Genomic DNA, 21,958 nt, shown 5'->3' with positions numbered 1-21,958 from the left:
ATCAACCCTGCTGCTTGTGTTGCTCCACAGCCAAGCCCGCCGTTGATTTGGCCACCTGCGTTGTCAACAAGACGAATGTACCTGCCGACAACGCAGCCATATCTTTCTCTTTACCAATCTGTTAGTTCCATGCGCTCCTCGAACTACGACAAGTTTCCCTGCGTGCCAGTAGCAGCGGAGGCAGGTGCTTGCCAAACCGGATGGCCGGCCATCATCGGGGCGTTGCAGGCAGCACTCCGCGCGAACCCAACTGCCCCCGACCAGCCCCAGGTGCTAGCCGTGGAATGTTACCCTGGCACCGACCTAGGGCAGCTACGCCAAGAGCTAGCACAAACCCTGCAGCCCGGCCAGTACCTAGTAGCCGACGACCTCTATCGCACGCCTGCCGAAATTGACGAAATGGTGGCTGGTCCGCTCACCGACGACCCTGTCTTCGGCCGGCTCAATGGGCTGACGGTAGCCGATTTTTTTGCCCCCCAGAAGCTCCAGAAGGCGCAAGCGACCTTGGCGCAGGCCATGGGGCAGCTAGTCGTAGTTGTGGGTACCGGGGCCGCCTTGGTGTGCCCGAACCCTGCCGTGGTCGTGTATGCCGACCTAGCTCGCTGGGAGATTCAGCGGCGGCAGCGGCGCGGCGAAATTGCCAACCTCGGCAGCGACAACTTCACCGAAAAAGCTAGCCTTAAGTACAAGCGTGCCTTTTTCGTGGATTGGCGGGCGGCCGACCGCTTGAAAAAGCAAGTACTGCCCCGCGCCGACTTTTTGCTCGATACGAACGACCCCGCCGTGCCTAAGCTCATCCGCGGGGCCGACTTGCGAGCCGGGTTAGCGGCTACCGTGCGGCGGCCATTCCGAGTTGTGCCATTCTTCGACCCTGGTGTTTGGGGCGGGCAGTGGCTGCGCGAGGTTTGCGACCTGCCCGACGGCCCGCCCAACTACGCCTGGGGCTTCGACTGCGTACCCGAAGAAAATTCCCTGCTGCTGGGCTTCGGTGAAGCGCGCGTAGAAATCCCGAGCATCGACCTGGTCTTTTTTCACCCCCACGAGCTGCTCGGAGAGGCCGTGCATGGGCGCTTCGGCACCGAGTTTCCCATCCGCTTCGACTTTCTTGACACCATGGGCGGCGGCAACCTCTCCTTGCAAGTGCACCCGCTCACGGAATACGCCTACGATAAATTTGGCCTAGCCTATACCCAGGACGAAAGCTACTACATGCTGGACGCCGAGCCGGGAGCCGTGGTGTACCTAGGGATGAAGGAAGACGCCGATTTTCCTGCCATGCTGGCCGATTTGCAACTCGCCCAAGACGACCCCAACGCTCCTTTTCCCGCCACTAAGTACATCAACGAGTTTCCGGCGCGCCCACACGACCATTTCCTGATTCCGGCGGGCACCATCCACTGTTCGGGCGCCAACGGCATGGTGCTGGAAATTTCGGCTACTCCTTACATTTTCACCTTCAAGCTCTGGGATTGGAACCGCCTAGGCCTCGACGGGCGGCCCCGGCCGATCCACCTAGCCCACGGCGCGGCCAACATTCAGCCCGACCGCACCACAGCTTGGGTAGAGCAGAACCTCGTGAACCAAGTGGAACTTGTAGCCTCCGGCCCCGGCTGGCGAGAGGAGCGCACTGGCCTGCACGAGCGCGAGTTCATCGAGACGCGCCGCCACTGGTTTACGGATGTGGTGCCGCACCACACCCACGGCGGCGTGCAAGTACTGAACCTGGTGCAAGGCGCGGAAGCTGTTGTCGAAAGCCCGAGTGGCGCATTCGAGCCCTTCGTGGTGCACTACGCCGAAACGTTTATCGTGCCCGCGGCGGTCGGGGCCTATACCATCCGGCCCCACGGCCTAGGTGCCGGTACGGAATGCGCTACGATGAAAGCCTACGTGCGCACCTAGGCCTAGGCAGCCCGACTTCGTCCTGTGGCCACCCTTATAGATTATCCTGAAAACTAGCTTCCTACCGTGTCTGACTTACTAACTTCCGACAATGCCGCGACAGTCCGCGCTCAAACCATTGTTGAAAAGCTGCTGCATACCGGCACCGTCGCCGTCGACGAGCTAGCCACGCTGTTTGGCGTGTCGGTGGCTACCGTGCGGCGCGACCTCATGGAGCTGGAGCAGCGCGGCTGGCTGCGGCGCACGCACGGCGGCGCCGTGCCGCGGGAGCCCCTGCTGTACGAGCCCTTTCGCTACGACTCTAGCTTTCATGAGCAGATCGACCGCAACCTATCCGAGAAGCGCCGCATCGGGCTCGCGGCAGCGGCCCTCATTCAGCCAGGCGAAATGATATCCCTCACGGCCGGCACCACCACCACGCAGGTGACCCGCAGCCTACGACCCGGCGCCAACGTGACGGTCGTCACGAACACCGTAAACGTGGCCATGGAACTGAGTCACCGCAACGACGTGCGCGTGTTCGTAACGGGCGGCTTCCTGACGGGCGGGTGGTTCTCGCTGGTAGGCCCGGCCACGACCCAGGCCCTCAGCCAATTCTTTGTGGATAAGATTTTTATCGGCGTCAATGGCATCGATGCCCAGAGGGGCCTAACATCGCTGCACCCCGAAGAAGCCGCCGTGATTCAAGTGATGGTACGGCAGGCGAAGCGCCGCATCGTGGTGGCCGACCACACCAAGCTCGGCACGGTCGCTACGTCGCTTATCTGCCCCGCCGCCGAGGTGCACCAGCTCATCACCGACACGGGCGCTACCGAAGACCAAGTAGCACCTTTCCGTGAGCTAGGTATTGAGGTGCTGCTGGTGTGAAGCCCGCACATTGAGGTGCGCCCGCTTGCCGAAATACTACCAATCGCTGCTTTCCTTCTGATCCTTAACGCTTTCTCATCCCACCCTGCCATGCTTCCCCAAGCTGCTCCTAATTCCACCCGTCCCGCTGCTGTTGCCGGCCCAACGGGTAGTGCCAGCTACGTGTACCTGATTGCGGCCGTGGCAGCGCTCGGCGGGTTGCTTTTCGGGTTCGACACGGCTATCATCAACGGGGCTTTGGTCTTTCTGAAAAAGGACTTCGGCCTGACCGATTCGCAAACCGAGCTAGCGGCTAGTAGCATCCTATTTGGCGCAGTGGCCGGCGCGGCCATTGCCGGCTGGCTCACCGACCGCTACGGACGGCGCCGCTTGCTATTTGCGGCCGCAATGCTGTTCACGCTTTCGGCGCTGGCGGCGGCAGTGCCCCGCACACTCACCGAATTTGTGGTGGCGCGGCTGGCGGGCGGCCTTGCTATTGGGGTGGCTTCGCTGCTAGTACCGCTTTACATCGCCGAAATCGCGCCGGCCCGTATCCGTGGCAAGCTCGTGACGCTCAATCAGCTAGCTATCGTGACGGGTATTCTGCTGGCTTACGTGGCTAGCTATTACTTAGCCGGGCTAGGGCTGGCGTCGTGGCGCTGGATGTTTGCGTCAGCTGCTTTGCCTTCGCTGCTGTTTATGCTCACGCTGCTGCTCGTGCCTGAAAGCCCGCGTTGGTTGCTGGGTCGGGGCCGCGAAGCCGAAGCTCTCGGTACGCTCACTCGCCTCAACGGCCCAGTTGCTGCGGCCGCCGAAGCCGAAGAAATCCAAGCGGCCTTGGCCGCTGAGCGCGGCGAAGAAGCTAGCTTACGCCAGCCACGCTTGCGCCGTCCCTTGCGCATCGCGGTAATATTGGCGGTGTTGCAGCAAATCACGGGCATCAACACAATCCTGTACTACGGCTCCATTATTTTCACTGAGTACAACGGACAAAGTGCCTCGTCAGCCATTGGCGCTAATGCGCTTATCGGGGGCATCAACTTCGCGGGCACTATTGTAGCGCTGTTCATCATCGACCGGGTAGGGCGCAAGCCGCTGCTGCTGTTTGCGTCGGGTGGCATGGCCCTGGCGTTGGGCGCGCTAGTAGTGGCGTTGCAATTGCACGCACCGGGGCCGTTGTTGCTCGGGCTCATCATGCTTTATGTAGCCTGTTTCGCGGTAGGGCTAGGGCCCGGCGTGTGGGTCGTGATTACCGAGATTTTCCCGAACGCCGTGCGGGGTCGGGCGGCCTCGCTGGCCACGGTAGCCCTGTGGATAGCCTGCACACTTATTTCTTACACCTTCTTGTCATTGGTAAAAGCCGCCGGTCTGGCCGGCGCCTTTGGCCTCTACGCTGCGCTTTCGGCTTTCACCTTCCTATTTGTGTGGCGGGCCGTACCCGAAACCAAGGGCCGCAGCCTGGAAGAAATCGAGCGGAGTTGGCGGTAACGAATAAGCGCCATATCGAATAAGGTCAGCATGACGAGCTAAAGAGATGTTGACTTTCTAACACCCTGCTACTTTACCACATTATTTAAAACCGTTTTATGAAGCTGTCATTCCCTGCCGGCGTGTTGCCCTTGGTACTGCTTTTGGCCGTGGGCGAAGCCAGTGCGCAGAGCGTGCTGAAGTACGTCAACCCCAACATCGGGACGGCGCACAGCCGGTGGTTTTTCTACACTCCGGCGGCGGTGCCCTATGGCATGGCCAAGCTAGCGCCCTCCACCAACGGCCACTACGGCAACGCTTCGGGTTGGGAAGCTGTGGGCTACGATACGCGCCAGAACTCCATCGAAGGGTTTGTACACTTTCACGAGTGGCAAGTGGGCGGCGTAAGCTTCATGCCCACCACGGGCGAGCTGCGCGTGAAGCCCGGCGACCTCGACAAGCCAAACTCCGGCTACCGCTCGCGCTTCGACCGCAAAAACCAAGTCGCCGAGCCTGGCTATTATAAAGTGTTGCTCGATGACTACGGCATCACGGCCGAACTCACAGCCACCAAGCGGGTAGGCTTTCACCGCTATACCTTCCCCAAAAACGACCAGGCGCATGTCATTCTCGACATCGGCAACAAGCAGGGCGAGAGCGGGGAAGTGACCGATGCCAGCATCCGGATGGTAGACGCGACGCACGTGGAAGGCTTCGTGAGCACCTACCCGAAGTACGTGCAAACCTACGACCCCCAAGGCAAGGTGAACATGTACTTCTTCGGCGAAATCAGCAAGAAGCCAGCGAGTGTGGGTGCCTTCACGGCGGCCGGTACGCAGGAGAATAAGAACTCGGCTACGGGCAAGGGTGCGGGCTTAGTGCTTAATTACCAAACTGCTGCGCAGGAAAAGATTGATCTGAAAGTGGGCCTCTCGTACACGTCCATTGCCAATGCAAAAGCCAACTTGCTGGCCGAGGCCCGCACCCTGACCTTCGACCAAGCCCGCACTGCCGCGCAAGCTACTTGGCAGCGTGAGCTAAGTAAAATCGCGGTAGAAGGCCCCGACGAGCAGAACAAAACCAAGTTTTACACCGGCCTGTTTCACGCCTTGCTAGGGCGCGGCATTGCCAGCGACGTAAACGGCGACTACCCCAAACATGGCGGCCAAACCGGTAAACTAGTGGCCAGCGGCCCGGGCCCTAAGCCCGAGTTCATCAACACCGACGCCATCTGGGGCGGCTATTGGAATCTGACGCAACTCTGGGCGCTGTCGTATCCCGAGTGGTACGGCAACTTCGTGAACACCCAACTGCAAGTGTACCGCGACCGGGGCTGGTTCGGCGACGGCCTAGCCAACAGCGAGTACGTGTCGGGGGTGGGTACCAACTTCGTGGGACTCGCCATTGCGGGCGCCTACCAGGCCGGCATCCGCAACTACGACGTGAACCTAGCCTACCAAGCCGTGCGCGCCAACGAGCTGAACTGGCGCAACCGCCCCTTTGGCTCGGGCAAAATGGACGTAAAGGCCTTCACGCAGTACGGCTACGTGCCCTTCAAAGACAGCTACAAAGAAGAAAAAGGCGTCTGGTTCAAAACGGATTCCACGGCCGCGTACTTCTCCAATTCGCACACCCTAGAGTACAGCTTCAGCGCTTTTGCAGCCGCGCAGATGGCGAAGGGCTTGGGCAAAAAAGCCGATTACGATCAGCTCATCAAGCTTTCTGACGGCTGGAAAAAGATTCTGAATCCGCAGAACAAGCTCATGCAGCCCAAGCTAGCTGACGGCACTTTCGCCGGCAATTTCAACCCGTTTGAGCCCTGGCGCGGCTACCAGGAGGGCAATGCCATGCAGTACACCTTTTACGTGCCCCAAAACCCTGCCGGGCTCGTTGCGGCCCTAGGGCGCGAGAAGTTCAACAACCGCCTCGACAGCCTCTTCACCGCTTCGGCCAAGACGGGCTTTGGCGGCGGCAAGGAAATCGACGCGTTTGCCGGCATCAAGGCCATCTACAACCACGGCAACCAACCTTGCTTGCATATCAGCTGGCTATTCAACTTCTCGGGCCAGCCCTGGCTCACACAAAAATGGACCCGCCAGATTTGCGACGAGTTTTACGGTACCGAGCCCATCCACGGCTACGGCTACGGCCAGGATGAGGACCAAGGCCAGCTCGGCTCCTGGTACGTCATCACGGCCCTAGGTTTGTTCGACGTGAAGGGTTTCACGGATGGCCGGCCTATCGTGGAGCTAGGCAGCCCCATTTTCAGCAAATCGACTATTCAGCTCGGTAATCAGAAAAAGCTGGTAATCGAGGCGAAAAACACCTCCAAGGAGAACGTGTACGTGCAGGGTGCCGAGCTGAACGGCAAGCCCCTCGCCAACTGCTGGCTCTACCGCGACGAGTTGATGCAAGGCGGCAAGCTGGTGTTCACGATGGGCGGCCAGCCAAACAAGACCTGGGGCACGAAGACTCCGCCGCCTTCAATCCAATAGATAGTTAGTTATCATTCGCCGTCACGCCGTTACCAAATAAGCACAGTATAGGATGTCCTGCTGTGCTTATTTAGTAACGGCGTGACGGCGAATAATGTGTTTATCAGCCTAGTACGCAGGCGCAAGTGCTCAACAGCTTACTTCTGATGCCCTATTTTTCTACTAAGTTGGGTGGGTACTCACAGGCGTAGCAGATATTTCCACTAGCACACGGTCAAATTGAGGACTGTAGCCCCTATAATTAATACAATTTCTACGTAGGCAGTTCTGAGGCATTTCCCAGGTTTTATCTACAAGTACTTCTCAACTATTATCTCTATCAGTTCATTGGGAAGCAATGCTAAAAAAGAATGTGGCGCTGCGCTGATAAGCTGATGAAAGCTCGTCTAATCTTTGCTTGCTATCGTGTTTTATCTCAAAAACTATCAGCAGCGCTATCTTAATTTATGGCGATTCCTTTACATGTATTCGGCTTGTTGTTGAGCTTCTTGGGACAGGTAACGTGCGCGCAATCCCGCATACCTCTTGTCGGTTATTGGAAGGCACAAAGGGCAAGACTTTTTCTTTCAGCCTGTTTGCTGATAATAGCTACTCCTGCTTTCGCCCAACTACGCGACTTCCGGTTCGAACGCACGCTGGGCACGCCAGGGATATATGGCCCTCACATGCGGCAGGATGAGGCGGGCAACCTCTATTATATCGACCAAAACCAGCCGCGCATCATCAAGATTAACGCCGCTGGACAGCAACTGGCTTCTATCGGCGCGCCTGGGCTGGCAGATGGGCAGTTCGGTGTACTCACCAGCCTTGCCGTCGACTTGCAGGGAAACATATTCGGATTGGAAGGCCAAAGCTTTCCGCCACGCATACAGAAGTTTGATTCGCAAGGGCGATTCATTAGCAAAATCCTGCTACCCGACCCTCTAACCAATCGCAACGGCTACTGGCCCACCGACCTAGCTGTGGACACTGGCGGCAACTTATTCGTGCTTGACTATTGGAGCGGGGTCCGCAAGTACAATGCGCAAGGACAACTGCTGCAGATGATCGGTGCTGGCGTTGGAGGTGGCAGCGTGCCCGGCCCTGGGCAGTTCTACGCGCCGCGCGGGGTGGTGCTGGATTACCGAGGCAACATCTACGTATCGGATGGCGCCGGTCACCGGGTGCAGAAGTTCAGCCCTGGCGGTCAAGTATTACGCGAGTTTCGCTCAATTTTTCCTCCTTCTTTTCAAGGCTCGCCCTACTTGTCGCCAGGAGACGCCGGCTTAGCCGTGGACGGGGCCGGCAACGTCTACGCCAGTATCGGCCGCAACAATTATATCACCATGTTTGAAGGCAACAGCACTCGACAGGTGAAACTGGAAGGGGGTGCGGGTATTATCACCGTCAATCAACGTGGAACCCGACTGACTTGTGCTTACCAAGGACAGAATAAGCTGGAGTTTTACGGGGCTACCACGCAGCCCCTCGAGAATCTCATTAGCGGGAAGGTGTTTCAGGATCTGAACAACGATTGCGTGCAGCAAGCCAACGAGCCAGCGCTGCCGAATATGGTTGTGGTAGCCGAGCCAGGAAGTTTTTACGGGCTGACCGATGAAAACGGCAACTACACGGTAGCTGTGGATACGGGTGCATACACTGTACAACAACTACTGCCGGCCCCGCAGCCCGGCCGGGTAGTGCAGCAACGCTGCGCCAGCACGGCTGCGATTTTCTTCCGCTCGTATGGCAACGCTGTCGGTGGCCCCAACTTTGGCAATCAGGTCACCACTGCTCCGCACCTGACGGTGAGCGTAGCCTCGGATCGGCGACGACGTTGCTTTCGCAACAACACGGCCGTAAGCTACGCCAATACCGGCTTCGCGGCCGCACCGAATGCCACCGTCACGGTAGCGTTGCCACCAGAAGTTATCTTTGTGCGGGCCGATGTACCGCATACCCGAGATGCGGCGGGCCACTACGTATTTCAGGTAGGGGCGCTGCCACCGAACCAGCACGGAACGATCCACATTCAAGACTCGGTGTCGTGCGGCAACCCTGCAATCCGCGGTCTGACCGTGTGCACCCGCGCCTGGATTACCCCCGTAACCACCTACGCGCCCCCTTCGGGTTGGAACCAAGCGTCTATGGCTGTCACTGGCCAAGTCGTGGGGAGCAATCAGGTGCGCTTTGCGGTAAGCAACCGTGGTAGCCGTGCGACCTCCGATAGCCTAACGCTCCGAATTTACCAGGATGCACAGCTAGCTATGATTCGCAATATTTCCCGGGCTGCTGGCGACAGTCTGGTTTTGCGCTGGAGCGCTACTGGGCCAGTCGTGCGGGTGGAAGTAGATCAGCCTACCAACCATCCTTACGGGCAAAAAGCGAGTGCTACCGTAGAATTGCCCGCCCTACGTACCACTACGTTGCCCAGTGCGGCCATGCTGTCGATGTCGCCAAACGACCCGTACCCGGAAGTAGCAGAAGACTGCCAACCGATTCTCGACTCGTACGATCCTAATGATAAACAAGTGGTACCACAGGGGGTCACGGCCCAACACTATACGCCCACCACGGAGGCCTTGCGGTATCAAATCCGGTTCCAGAATACAGGCAACGACGTCGCGTACCGAGTGGCTGTAGTAGATACGCTAGCCGCCAACTTGGACCTGCGCACCCTACAGGTAGGCGCAGTGTCGCACCCGTATCTGCTGACCATTACTGGCCATCAGCGCCCGGTGCTCACGTTTACGTTCGACAATATCATGCTGCCAGATAGCACCCACAATCTGGCGGGCAGCCATGGTTTTGTGCAGTTTAGCATCAAGCCAAAAGCGGCCTTGCCAGCCCGTACGCGTATCGACAACTTCGCTGACATCTTCTTCGATTACAACGAACCTGTCCGGACGGACACAACGACTAATCGAATTTATGACCTGCCGCTGAATGTAGTGCCGGCCATAGCCCTTCAGTACTCAGAGGTGCTAGCCTCGCCTACTATTACTGCTATTGCGCCGGCCCAAGGCCGTTTTGGCACTTTGGTTACGCTCACCGGCCGCAACTTTTCTCCAACTACAACGGGTAATCGGGTAGCATTCAATGGGGTAGTGGCCCAAGTGCAAAGCGCTACCAGCACGACCCTCACGGTGCGGGTACCTACCGGGGCCGCCACCGGCGCGGTTACGCTGACCACAGCAGACGGCGGAGCGCATAGCATCCCATTCACCGTGTTCCAACCGCCCACGCTCACCAGCGTTACTCCGGGAGAGGGGCAACCTGGTTCTACAGTTATCTTGAGTGGTACGCACTTCTCAGCAGTGACGGCGCAAGACACCGTTGCCTTCAACGGCATTCCGGCCCGGGTGCTTGCGGCTACCGCCAACAGTTTGCAAGTAGTAGTGCCAATGGGTGCCACTCTCGGTACCATCAGCGTGCGGACCCTAGGCGGGTCGGTAGAAAGCGCGCAGCCTTTTCAGGTATGGTATCCCCCTACTATCACTAGTGCCCTGCCGGGTCGGGCACGTACCGGCGCCATTGTTACCTTGACGGGGACCAATTTTGCCCCTGTTGCTTCGCGAAACGTGGTTACGTTCGGTGGGGGGCAAGTCGGCCAAGTGCTACAAGCATCGGCAACGCACGTAGCCGTGAAGGTGCCAGCAACAGCTCAAACTGGGCCTATCCAGGTGCAGACGCCCGGTGGGCAGGCCACGACGGCTACGGACTTGCTTATTATTCCGGCGCCACTTATCACGAGTTTTAGCCCTACTCACGGCCCCGTTGGCACGACGGTTACCATCACTGGGCGCAACTTTCGCGAGGAAGGGCTGAATGACACGATTCTGTTTGGGAGGCTAGCTGCCCACATTCTGCGAGCCACTGCCACGAGCGTGGACGTAGTAGTACCTCGTGGAGCTAGCACGGGCGCATTGTTTGCGGCGGGCGCTGGTGGCACAGGAAAGTCGGCAGAGACGTTCAGCGTTAGTACCTTACCGCTAAATGAAGCAGTTACGGTTTACCCTAATCCCACCCAGGATAAGGTCACGATTAGCTGGCGGCACGCGGACTTTGTGGTCGAGCGAGTGCACATCTATACTCCTATCGGTGATCTGATTGCCACTGAATTAGTACCCGCTGCTACTTCCGATGAGCTTACCGTAGCCCTAACACATTGCCGAGCCGGCCTTTACCTAGCAGTCATCGAAACGCCGGTAGGCAGGATTGTAAAACGCATCACCTTGTTGTAACAGCAATCAGCGGCCGTAATGGAGTACAAGCCGTACAGGGTTGCTACCTTACAATCAAATGGCCGATCAAAGCCATCTGCTTCTCTCAACCAGAATTTGATGCCACCTTTGGGGTTCTTTTACATGCGCCGCGCGGGATGAATATTACTGAACAAGAAGAGCGAGAATACCTAGAAGAGGTGAAGGAGAAGCTTACGTTGGCGATCCGCCGGGTCGATGATGCCGTTAAGCAGTTTTCCGACGAGCTCCGGCAAAAGAAAAGCTATATCCACGAGCACCAATCTGGCATGGACGAAGCCGATATGGTTGCCGCTGGTCAATCCATTGACCGCATGGCCTTTACGGGCGAAGCCGCCGTGGCCCGGAAACGCAACCTCTTCAAGCTACTGCAATCCCCGTACTTTGGCCGTCTCGATTTTGTTTCTCCAACCCAGGGCAAATCCCCGGTTTATATTGGGGTGCATTCCTTCTTCGATGAGCGGCAGCGCCAAAACCTGATTTACGATTGGCGGGCCCCCATTTCCTCCTTGTTCTATGACTTCGAGCTAGGGGAAGCCGCCTACACGACTCCTTCCGGCACAATTCAGGGGCGCATCGAGCTAAAACGGCAATACAAGATTCGGGACGGTCGTCTGGAGTTCATGCTCGAAAACGACGTGAACATCCACGATGACGTTTTGCAGCAAGAGCTAGCTAGGTCTTCCGACGACAAGATGAAAAACATCGTCGCGACTATCCAACGGGACCAGAACGCGGTGATTCGCAACGAAACCGCACCGGTGATGGTCATCCAGGGCGTGGCCGGCTCGGGCAAAACGTCTATTGCCTTGCACCGCATTGCGTTTTTGCTGTACCGCTACCGGGAAACCATCGCGGCCAAAGACATTCTTATTCTTTCGCCCAACAAAGTCTTTGCGGATTACATCTCGAACGTTTTGCCCGAACTAGGGGAAGAAAACATTCCCGAGCTGGGCATGGAAGAGCTGGCGGCTGATCTGCTCGACAACCGATACACGTTTCAGACCTTCTTTGAGCAGGTATCCGCGCTACTGGAAACAAACGACCTCGCTTTCGTTGAGCGCATCCGGTTCAAATCTTCGTTTGACTTCCTCAGCCAGCTGAACCAATACTTGCTTCACGTTGAGAACCATTACTTCACCGTTACCGAACTTCGGGTTGGCAAAACCCTGGTTCCTGGTTCTTTCATAGAGAGCAGGTTCAAGGCCTACCATCGCATTCCGCTCTTAAAACGGTTTGCGCTGGTCGCACAAGATGTTCGAGACCACGTGCGGAGCGCGGCTGACCGCAAGCTCACGGGGGCGGAGAAAGGCAAGATTGGGGAAGCCATTCCCCGCATGTTTAAGTTTCACCAGGTACTCGACCTTTACCGGGACTTTTACCGCTGGATCGGCCGGCCCGAACTGCTAAAGCTTGACCACCACCTGCGGCTGGAATACGCGGATGTCTTTGCTTTGATTTATCTGCGCCTACGCCTAGAAGGCCTTACGGCCTACGAGCAGGTCAAGCATTTGCTGGTGGATGAGATGCAGGATTATACCCCCGTGCACTACGCCGTGTTGTCGCGGTTGTTTCGGTGCCGAAAGACCATCCTAGGGGATGTCAGCCAGGCGGTGAATCCGTACAGCGCCTCCTCCGCCGAAACCATCGAGCGCGTCTTCCCGCAGGCGGATGTGGTCAAGCTGTACCGCAGCTACCGCTCGACCGTCGAGATTACGGCCTTCGCGCAACGGATCATTCCCAACCCCGACATTATCCCGCTCGAACGGCATGGACGGGAGCCCCAGGTAGTTCGCTTTACGAGCAAAGAAGAGGAGCTGATAGGAATCAAGCAACTGCTGGCGACCTTTACCCTTTCAGGCTACCGCTCACTGGGCATCATCTGCAAAACCCAGCGGCAAGCCGAGAATACGCATCAGGCGCTTCAAACAGCCGGTGTGCAGCTGCTCACGGCTGAGTCTACGTCCTTCAAAGAAGGGATTATTATTACCACGGCCCACTTAGCAAAAGGCCTGGAATTCGATGAGGTGATTGTGCCCTTCGCCTCCGTCCGTACTTACCAAACGGAGGTAGATAAAAGTATGCTCTACGTAGCCTGCACCCGGGCCATGCACCAGCTCACGCTCACGTATTTTGGGACAATCAGCCCTTTTTTACCTGCTTGAGCAACCTAGCTCTAACTTCTACGAACGGCACAGTCAGCCCCAAGAGCAGTGCTATGAGAAGCAGGAAGAACTAGCGTAAGACGCGTGCTGTAGTAGCACCGTGGTTTAGTGCAGAGGGCGTTTTTTGACCATCCCACCTTCGGCATCGTCAATACTCTGTTGGATTAGGAAGGCATGGGGATCAATGCGCCGCACAGTTGTGCGCAGTTGCGGCAGTTCCAGCCGCGTGACAACCGTAAACACGATGTCGCGCGCCTCCTGCTGCTCCCCTCGCTTACCATACCCGCGCTTGCCTTGGTAAATAGTGACGCCCCGACCTAGCTCTTGCGTGATAGTCTGGCGAATGGCTTCGCTGTGCTCAGACACAATGGTGACGCCAGTGTACTGCTCAAGTCCATTGAGCAAAAAATCCAGAGCCTTGGAGGCCGCCACGTAGGTCAGAATAGAATACAGAGCCGCTTGCGTACCTAGGAAGAAAGCGGCCGCTCCGAAAATAAAGACGTTGAGCAGCAAAATCACGTCGCTGACTTTTAGCAGCGGGCTGTGCTTGCTGATGAGTAGCGCGGCAATTTCGGTGCCGTCTAATACCGCTCCCCCGCGCATAGCCAAGCCGATACCTGCCCCAATAAACAAGCCGCCAAACACAGCCGTGAGCAGCAAATCGGGCGTGATATCGGGAAAGGGCACCAGGGCTACTGTTATCGAGAGCCCTCCAATAGCTGCGGCACTCTTTAGGGCAAAGCCGCGCCCGATCTGCCGGTAGCCTAGGGCTAGAAAAGGCAGGTTGATGACCAGGAGCAGCAACGCCAGCGGCACACCCATGATTTGGGCTAAAAGCATCGAAATGCCCGTCACGCCCCCATCAATGAAGTGGCTCGACAGCAAAAAGCTTTTCAGCCCCGTGGCAGCACAAAGAATACCTAGCACTACTAGGCCAATATTTTTCACGTGCTCACCCTTCATCGAAGTAGTAGCCATAGGTAGCGATGATAAACAGTAATAGATTCTGAACTTGGCCGGAGCCAAGCGCGGCTGAAAGTACACAAGATTGTAGAGACAGGCGGTTGCGCGCCGGTTTGGAGTGGTGGCGACGTACTCGTGACCTATAACCTGACGGCTAGCAGCATTTTCCTGCAAGAAATTCACGATAACGGCAGCTCCTATGACCTGTACGTGTACGAAGTTTCGGGGCTAGGTAGCACGAACACCTACTTATATAACGGCGAAGTGTACCCCAACGGCATCCTCATCCCACTCGATTGGCGGTGGCCACTGGAGCAAACCCCCCATTGTGATTCCGTATCCGAAGTTTAGAAGCATCACCGCCGGCTTCAATCCTGACTGGTAAAAGCAGCTAGACGATGCTTCCAAAACGTTCAACAAAGCTGCTTGTCAGTAAGCTAGCTTCTAGGCTCACCCACTAAAAAGCCCGTCGCAACGTGTGTTGCGACGGGCTTTTTTTATACAATGCATCTACCCGCTTTGCTTCCGAGCTAGGTTACTGTTCGGCGAAGCTTTCCGCTATTTTACCGCCATGTATGCTCCGCTGCTTGCCCACATTGCCCGGTACGTAACGCTCGCACCCGCCGAAATCGACTTGTTGCTCAGCTACCTACGCCACCAGGCTATTGCCCGCAAAGACTTTCTGCTGACTGCCGGGCAGGTGTGCCCGGCCAATTATTTTGTGCTGAAGGGCTGCGTGCGCACCTACTTTCTCACCGAAGCCGGCAAGGAGCACACCACCTACTTCAGCATCGAGAACTGGTGGGTAGCCGACTACGCTAGCCTTAGCGCCCACTCTCCTTCCGATTTCTACCTTCAGGCCGTAGAGGACGTGGAGGTGGCCGCCCTCGACCCACAAGCCCAGGAGGAGGTCTTGCGGCGTTTGCCGCAACTGGAACGCTACTTCCGCATCATTTTCCAACGCGCCATGACCGCGGCGCAGTTTCGGTTCAAGTTTCTGTTCGGCTTATCAGGCGAGGCACGTTACCAAGCTTTCACGAAAGCCCAGCCGGAGTTTGTGCAACGCGTACCGCAATATATGCTCGCCTCCTACCTAGGTTTCACACCCGAGTTCCTAAGCAAGATCCGCGCAAAAATGGGCCACGAATAAGCAGCTTTTCAGTTATTAGTTAAGGAACGTCATGTCTCCCGTTGGTCGACATGACGTTCCTTAACTAATAACTGAAAAGCTGCTAACTGGTCAGTGACTTAATACCCTGGATTTTGGGTCAGCTTACCGCCGCTGAGTTGGATTTGGCTGAGCGGAATGGGGAAAACTTCACTTTTACCGGCTACGAAGCCGCGGCTTTTCAGCACGGTGGCGGCGCGGCCTTGGCGCACAAGGTCAAAATATCGGTCGCCGTATTCGAGGGCTAGCTCCACGCGGCGCTCTTGCCAGATGGCTTGGCGCAGCTGTTCTTGCGAGAGGCTGCTGCTGAGAGCCGTGAGGCCAGCGCGGGCGCGCACGCGGTTCACGGTGGCTAGGGCTTTGGCAGTCTGGCCTAGCTCGTTGGCGGCTTCGGCGTTGAGCAGCAGAACTTCCCCAAACCGTAGCACCCGGATGTTCTGGTCGCGGCCGTAGCCGCACGATTTATCCACCGAGTTGGGCACGTAAGCCTTCATGTTGTAGCGCTCGTTGGAGTTGCTCGTATAGATAGAGTCGCCGTCGGGGGTGGTGGTGCCGCGCTCCATGATGGTGCCTAGCTTGCGTTTGTCGCCGGGCTCGAAGGCGGCGGCTAGGTCGGCCGAAGGCGTGCAGAAACCCCAGCCGAGTTGGGGCCGCGCCATCTGGGCTTCGGCCCAGTAGGAGTTGGCCACGTCGCAGTTGCCGGGCAAGGAGGTGCACTGCACTTCAAAAATCGACTCCGGCCCGTTCTCGCCCTCGATGCGGAACATGCGGTAAAAATCTGGCACCAGCGAGTAGCCTAGGGTCAGCACTTGGTCGGAGGCGGCTAGCGAGGCGGTGTAGTTTTTCTGGTAGAGCTGCGCCTTCGCCAGCAACGACAAGGCCGCACCTTTGGTCACCCGCCCCACGTCGCTGTTGGGGTACGACACGGGCAGAACACCAGCGGCGGCGGTCAGGTCGCTGATAATAAGCGCATACACTTCCTCGCGACTGGCGCGCGGAATGTTCTGCTCCTCTATCGTAACAGCCGGCTTGGTGTAGAGCGGCACGCCCCCGTAAGCCCGAACTAGGTTGAAGTACGCCAGCGCCCGCAGAAACTGCACTTCGGCCACGTAGCGACTGCGCAAGCTAGCCTCCATGTCGATGTTGGGCACGTTCAGGATAACTTGGTTGCAGAGCAGCACTTGCTGGTATTGCCCGAGCCAGTAGCCCTCGGCCGAGCCTGCCGTGGCCGTGAAGCGGAAGAAAGAGTAATCGTTAAGGTAGTCGCCGTCGCCGGGTACGCTGCCTTTATCAGCGTCGTCGGAGGGCAATGTTGTGACGGATAGCCAGTTGAAAGCGACTAGGTTGTATTCGCGCAGCTTGGCGTAGCAGGAGCTAACGGCGGCCGCGGCGTCGCTTTGGTTTTTGAAAAATTCGGCCACCACGGGCTGCCCTTGGGGCTGCACATTGAGGAAGTCGCTGCACGACACGCTCAAGCCGAGCGTAAGACCTAGCACGGCCAGCGTGGGCCATAGCCGGCGCCGGGCCGGGTACGCAGGTGTAATCTTGTTCATAGCGGATAGAGGCTAGGTCGTTAGAAGCCGATATTGATACCGAGATTGTAGGTGGCCGCCAACGGGTACACGTTCTGGTCGAGGCCGGCGTAGGTGGGCGTGCCGCCCACTTCGGGCGTGAAGCCTTTGTATTTGGTCAGCGTCAGGGGGTTCTGGGCGTTGGCGTAGAGGCGCAGGGTTTGCAAGCGCAGCGTATTGACCAAGCCCTTCGGGAAGTTGAACCCGAGCTGTACGTTGCGCAGGCGGATGTAGTCGCCTTTCTCCACATAGTACGAGCTAGGGTCGAGGTTGCGCCCCGAGAGGTCGGCCGAGGGGTAGCTGTTCGAGGTGCCCGCGCCGCGCCAGCGGTTATTGTAGAAATCCTGGGTGTAGTTCTCGTTGCCCACGCGCAGCAAACGCAGGGCGTTGAACAGCTCCACCCCACCCACGCCCTGCACATCAAGTTGTAAGTCAAAGGCTTTGTAGCGGAAGTTGGTGTTCAGGCCATAGGTGAAGCGCGGGTTGGGGTTGCCGAGCACCACGTAGTCGCGGGCGTCGAGCAGACCGTCGCCGTTCTGGTCCTGGTAGCGCAGGTCGCCGGGCTTGGCCGTGCTGCTCTGCGCCGACTCCGCTACTTGCTGCATGTTCTGAAATACGCCCACGGCCTGGTAGCCGTAGAATGCCCCAATAGGTGCGCCAATCTGCGAAATGGTGGTGCGGTAGTCGCCCAGCGGCAAGGCGCCGGAAAAGAGCGGGGCGCCGCTAGCCGTGGAAATCACCTTGTTCTGGTTGTAAGCGCCCACGAGGCCCACCGAGTACGAGAAGTCGCCGGTGCTGGCCGAGTTCCAGCGCACGGCCGCTTCTACGCCCTGGTTTTGGAAGGTGGCGTTGTTGTCGAGGTAGCCGATACTGTTGGCGTAGCCCGGCCCCGAGAGGATGGGCACCGGAAAAACCGCGTCGATGGTGCGGCGGTTGTAGTAGTCCAACTCCACCGATAACTGGTTGTTGATGAAGCCCATTTCCAGGCCCGCATCCGCTTCGCGCACTTTCTCCCACCGCACGCGCCCGGCGGCTAGGGTACTAATGTTGGCGCCCGTAATCGGCGTGCTGGGAATGCCGAAGAACCCGGCGTACGTTGGGTAAAAATCGACCACCGACACGGCAATGTTGTTGGGCACCTGACTGTTGCCGAGCAAACCGTAGCTAGCCCGCAGCTTCAGGAAGTTGAACACCGAGCTTTCCTTCAGAAAATCCTCCTCCGAAACCACCCACCCTAGGCCCACCGACGGGAAGTTGCCGTAGCGGTCGGAGCCGGTGTACTTACTGGCACCGTCGCGGCGGAAGCTAGCCGTGAGCAGGTAACGCTCCTTATAGGCGTAGTTTACGCGGGCAAATAGCGAGAAGATGGTGTACAAATCGACTGGGTTGGCGAGCGTGGCGGTGCCCACCGTACCTAGGTTGAAGTAGTAACTGTCGCTACTTCCAGCCTGCACCCCGTTGACGGCACCAATGATTTGCTCGGTGCGGTAGCGCAGGGCCGTGGTGCCGAGCAAGGCCGTCAGGTGGTGGTCGGTGCCGAAGGTACGGTCGAAGGTGAGCGTGTTTTCCCACTGCAACTGGTTGCCCTGGCTCGTGCCTTTGCGCAGCGTATTGCCCCGGTACACTTGAAACGTGGTGAGCGAATCGGCCTTCTGGTAGTTGTAAAACTTGGCCGCGTTGTAACTGATACCCACGCTAGTGCGCAGGGTAAGGTATTGCAGGAAGTTGAATGAGGCAAACGCGTTGCTCACGAGCGTCTGCCCCTGCGAGCGTTGCACGAAGTAATCAAGCGTGCCGCGCGGGTTGCCGAAATTGCCGAGGCCCGACCCAATCAGGCCCGGGTCGCCGTAGCGGCCGTTGGCTTGAAAGACGGGTAGCACCGGCGGCGCCACGTAGGCTTGCGCAAACACGTTGGAGCCGCCCAGCGCGAAGTTGGACGAGGTACCCGTGGCCGCTCCCCCTAGCCCACTGTAGCTAGGAAAAATGCTGGAAGCGAGGCCCGGCGCGTCGTGCGCGTCGAGGTTGGCGAAGCTAGCCGAGTAGCCGACTTTGATGTGGTCGTTGAGAGCAAAATCCGTTTGCAGGCGCGCCGTAATCCGCTCGAAATCATTCTTTTGCAAAACGCCTTCTTGTCGCAGATACGAGCCACTGAAGGTGTAAGAAGCTTTTTCACTGCCTCCGCTTAAGCTCAGTTGGTGGTTTTGGGTGGCCGCCGTGCGGGTCACTTCTTTGAGCCAATCGGTGGAGGGTAGCTCAGGGCTTAGCTTGTTGCTAGGGTCGATGCCGGTGAGGACGTATTTCTCGTTGAGCAGTTCGGCGTACTGCCGGGCGTTGGCCATTTTGATGCGGTTGGTCACGGTTTGCACCCCGCCGAAGCCGTTGTAGTTCACCCGCGTTTTGCCGGCCTGCCCGCGCTTGGTGGTCACGAGCACCACGCCGTTGGCCGCCTGAATGCCGTAGATGGAAGCGCTGGCTGCATCCTTGAGGATTTCCACCGAGGCAATATCATCTTGGTTCAGAAAAGCTAGGTCGGAGCCGGCCGGCAGCAGCGTGCCGTCCACCACGTAGAGCGGCGACACGCCCGCCAACGACCCCGTGCCGCGCACCCGAATCTGGGGGGCAGTGCCGGGCACGCCAGCGTTGGTGATCTGCACGCCCGCCACTTTGCCTTGCAGTGAGCTGACGGGGTTCTGCGACGCCTGATTCACCAGTTCCGTGCCCTTCACCGAGGCAATGGCGCCTGTCACTTCGCGCTTGGTTTGGGTACCGTAGCCCACCACCACCACTTCGTCGAGGCTGCGCGCTTGCGGCGAAGCAAACCGCACGTCGAGGGTGCTGCGGCCATTTACTACCAGCTCCTGGGGCGAGTAGCCGATAAAGGAAAACACCAATGTCGCGCCCGCGGGTACGTTGAGCGAGTACTGCCCCTCCACGTTGGTGGCCGTGCCGATGCTCGTGTTTTTCACCACCACGTTCACGCCGGGCAACGCCTCGCCCTTCTCATCCACCACGCGGCCCGTAACGGGGGTGCCGGTTTGGGGTGCTTGCTGTTGCCAGCTTGGCGCGGCTTGGGCGGTAAGCAAGCTAGCTTGGCTCAAACTTAGCCCCGAAACCAGCACAGTAGCCCAGCGAGCAGACGGATTATATCTGCCTAAAAACAGTAGAATTCTCATACATATGTATTAGTTAAACAGGTTACAATAAAGCGGTAGCCACACCTCACTACTGCGCAGGTAATGAGCTATTGCCAGCATAGAATCAGTAGGGACACGAGCAAATCACTTCACTATTGCCCAAGGTGATAGGTAATTGCTAACTAAGTTAGAATCAAGCTTGTTTTAGAAACTCGGCTTTAAAAAGCAATAAAATTTAGCAGCATACTTCAACAGCTGTTACGCCCTTCGCGCGCTACCGTACTCGTTCGTGTACTTGCTTAACTTGTTAGTTCGGCTTACCGCTATATTCGCGGCTAGGTATTTTGCCAGCTTTGTCTGTATATTAGAGAAACGTACGCCCTTCTTCCTAACTACCGCTTTGCATGGATTTCAGCCCGCTTGAGCCACTCGGTGAGCCATTTAGTCCACCCTCCCCCAACGCGTCTCAGGGCCGCCGCGAGCGATTGAGCGGGGCTGTGCTAAACAAAACGGCCCAGTTGCTGCCCCTGGTAAAGTTGGTGGAAGCTATCCAGCCGCAGGTAGCCAGCGAATCGGTGTTTCACACGCGCCGCAAGAAGATTCAGGCGCACTTTGCCGAGGTATACGAGGAGCTGAAGCAGGAACGCCCCAAGCGCCAGGCTCTAACCCATGCCTTCCACGCCCTAGGTGAACTGGTGAAGGAAGAAACCCGTGACATCAGCCAAGACGAGCTAAAGCAAGCCGCCAAAGAAGTCGTGCTGGCCACCCTCAAAAATGCCCCAGCCCTCATCAATGCCGCCCACCAAGCTAGGCTGCTTTCTTAAAGCGCCAGTGCCCGAAACAGCAAGAGCCTCCATGTGGAGGCTCTTACTGTTTTGAAGAATAGAGTGTCAGGCGCGGAACAACAATGCTACTGCGGCAACAGGTTTAGTAGATACTTCGCGTGCATCTGCTGGGCTAGGGCCTGACTGCTGGCGTTCTGGCTTTCCAGCAAATCGGCGTACACCAAGAAGGGATGCGCGCACCGCTGCAAACCAGGCGTAGGAGGTGGCGTAGGATGGACGGAGAAAAAGGTATTCAACAGCTCCACGTTGCCGTGCTTGTGGGGCACCAACCCTAGGTAGTGGGCGAGCTTGGCGCGGGGCATGCGGCTGTACAGCGTAAAGCAGTTGGGCACCTCAGGCTTGTTGAGCAGCTGGTGCGCAGCGGCTTCGCCGCTCCACAGGCAGTCGGCGGGCAAGGAGAGGCGGTGCCAACTGGTCTGCGCGGCCGCGTCGCGCCAACGGTAGCGATGCACGTTCAGGCGGTTACGCAGGGTTTTGCCGTAATGCTCCAGCCAATACGTGGCTAGGTCGCGGAGCTTATCCGGGGACGGCGTTGCGTCGTCGAGCCACAAGCCTTGCGCCACCAAGGTGCGCAGCACGCGCGCCACCACGGCCGGGGCCATGTTAGTGATGGCGGCCAGCTCCAGCGCCGAACACTTGGCAATCGTCGGCTCGACCAGTAGCTGGTACAGCAGCCGCATGTGGTCGGCGGGCAGGTTGGCGCTTGGCAGCCGCAGTTCCTCTTTGGGGCGGGCGCACCCTTGGATCACGACCATCAGCTCGGTGGCCGGGTGCTTCACCCAGGCGTTGCCAACGGCGTCGGCGTAGCACAGGCCGCGGGCCCGCAGCTGCTTGCCTAGCTCATTGGACACGTAATCGTAGATGACCAGCAGGGGCCACTCGGCGGAGGCGCGCCAGCTAGGTAGCACCAGGTTTTCGGCGGCGCCGGGGCTAGGTACCGTGGCCAGAAACCGAATAACGGACCCGATCTGCCACACTTGCGTATCGGCCCCCGTCGGCTCGGAGCCAGTAGGCGAGGCCGTAATGTTCGTCGCCAGGATCGTCTGCAAGCGCTTGCGCACCTGCTCGAACAACGTGGTAGGATGAAAGAAGCTAGAGGCAGACAACGGTAGTAGCTAGGTTTGTGCCGAGCCAGTGGCGGAGCTGGCAGTCTGTAGGCAGACT

General features: G+C 58.1%; 13 protein-coding genes. 9 read left to right on the top strand and 4 right to left on the bottom strand.

Annotated features, from left to right (window positions below; translation table 11 throughout):
- Positions 1 to 129: 129 nt before the first annotated feature.
- From BXP70_RS10195 to BXP70_RS10170, 6 genes are all read left to right on the top strand, one after another.
- Positions 130 to 1,899 (top strand): class I mannose-6-phosphate isomerase, encoded by a 1,770-nt coding sequence (locus BXP70_RS10195; protein WP_086593963.1) that lies wholly within the window; start codon positions 130 to 132, stop codon positions 1,897 to 1,899.
- Between the two features lie 66 nt (positions 1,900 to 1,965).
- On the top strand, positions 1,966 to 2,766 hold the full coding sequence (locus BXP70_RS10190; protein ID WP_086593962.1) for a DeoR/GlpR family DNA-binding transcription regulator: 801 nt from the start codon (positions 1,966 to 1,968) through the stop codon (positions 2,764 to 2,766).
- 90 nt (positions 2,767 to 2,856) lie between these two features.
- Complete coding sequence (locus BXP70_RS10185) at positions 2,857 to 4,233, top strand: sugar porter family MFS transporter (RefSeq protein WP_086593961.1); 1,377 nt, start codon at positions 2,857 to 2,859, stop codon at positions 4,231 to 4,233.
- A gap of 98 nt (positions 4,234 to 4,331) precedes the next feature.
- On the top strand, positions 4,332 to 6,707 hold the full coding sequence (locus tag BXP70_RS10180) for a GH92 family glycosyl hydrolase (protein ID WP_086593960.1): 2,376 nt from the start codon (positions 4,332 to 4,334) through the stop codon (positions 6,705 to 6,707).
- A gap of 575 nt (positions 6,708 to 7,282) precedes the next feature.
- The gene (locus BXP70_RS10175; RefSeq protein ID WP_179197653.1) at positions 7,283 to 10,930 is read left to right on the top strand and encodes a DUF7619 domain-containing protein; all 3,648 of its coding nucleotides are present in this window, start codon (positions 7,283 to 7,285) and stop codon (positions 10,928 to 10,930) included.
- A 137-nt stretch (positions 10,931 to 11,067) separates the two neighbouring features.
- Complete coding sequence (locus tag BXP70_RS10170) at positions 11,068 to 13,113, top strand: HelD family protein (RefSeq protein WP_086593958.1); 2,046 nt, start codon at positions 11,068 to 11,070, stop codon at positions 13,111 to 13,113.
- Between the two features lie 105 nt (positions 13,114 to 13,218).
- Here BXP70_RS10170 and BXP70_RS10165 read toward each other — a convergent pair whose 3' ends face one another.
- Positions 13,219 to 14,091 (bottom strand): YitT family protein, encoded by an 873-nt coding sequence (locus tag BXP70_RS10165; RefSeq protein WP_245849592.1) that lies wholly within the window; start codon positions 14,089 to 14,091, stop codon positions 13,219 to 13,221.
- Positions 14,092 to 14,211: 120 nt separating this feature from the next.
- Between BXP70_RS10165 and BXP70_RS10160 the strand changes: the two genes are divergently transcribed.
- Both BXP70_RS10160 and BXP70_RS10155 read left to right on the top strand, forming a co-directional pair.
- The gene (locus tag BXP70_RS10160; RefSeq protein ID WP_086593957.1) at positions 14,212 to 14,427 is read left to right on the top strand and encodes a hypothetical protein; all 216 of its coding nucleotides are present in this window, start codon (positions 14,212 to 14,214) and stop codon (positions 14,425 to 14,427) included.
- 220 nt (positions 14,428 to 14,647) lie between these two features.
- Positions 14,648 to 15,226 (top strand): Crp/Fnr family transcriptional regulator, encoded by a 579-nt coding sequence (locus BXP70_RS10155; protein WP_086593956.1) that lies wholly within the window; start codon positions 14,648 to 14,650, stop codon positions 15,224 to 15,226.
- 98 nt (positions 15,227 to 15,324) lie between these two features.
- Here the strand turns inward: BXP70_RS10155 and BXP70_RS10150 are convergent, their stop codons facing one another.
- Positions 15,325 to 16,797 (bottom strand): RagB/SusD family nutrient uptake outer membrane protein, encoded by a 1,473-nt coding sequence (locus tag BXP70_RS10150; protein ID WP_086593955.1) that lies wholly within the window; start codon positions 16,795 to 16,797, stop codon positions 15,325 to 15,327.
- Between the two features lie 20 nt (positions 16,798 to 16,817).
- Positions 16,818 to 19,988 (bottom strand): SusC/RagA family TonB-linked outer membrane protein, encoded by a 3,171-nt coding sequence (locus BXP70_RS10145; RefSeq protein ID WP_086593954.1) that lies wholly within the window; start codon positions 19,986 to 19,988, stop codon positions 16,818 to 16,820.
- 365 nt (positions 19,989 to 20,353) lie between these two features.
- Between BXP70_RS10145 and BXP70_RS10140 the strand changes: the two genes are divergently transcribed.
- Positions 20,354 to 20,773: a hypothetical protein gene (locus tag BXP70_RS10140; RefSeq protein ID WP_086593953.1), complete on the top strand. Its 420-nt coding sequence runs from the start codon at positions 20,354 to 20,356 to the stop codon at positions 20,771 to 20,773.
- An 86-nt stretch (positions 20,774 to 20,859) separates the two neighbouring features.
- Here BXP70_RS10140 and BXP70_RS10135 read toward each other — a convergent pair whose 3' ends face one another.
- Complete coding sequence (locus BXP70_RS10135) at positions 20,860 to 21,900, bottom strand: type IV toxin-antitoxin system AbiEi family antitoxin (protein ID WP_086593952.1); 1,041 nt, start codon at positions 21,898 to 21,900, stop codon at positions 20,860 to 20,862.
- Positions 21,901 to 21,958 lie beyond the last annotated feature (58 nt).

It is taken from the genome of Hymenobacter crusticola, from assembly GCF_002154225.1.
Lineage (GTDB): Bacteria > Bacteroidota > Bacteroidia > Cytophagales > Hymenobacteraceae > Hymenobacter > Hymenobacter crusticola.
Note: the sequence above shows the minus strand (reverse complement) of the source record. Positions and strands in the feature narration are given on the sequence as shown.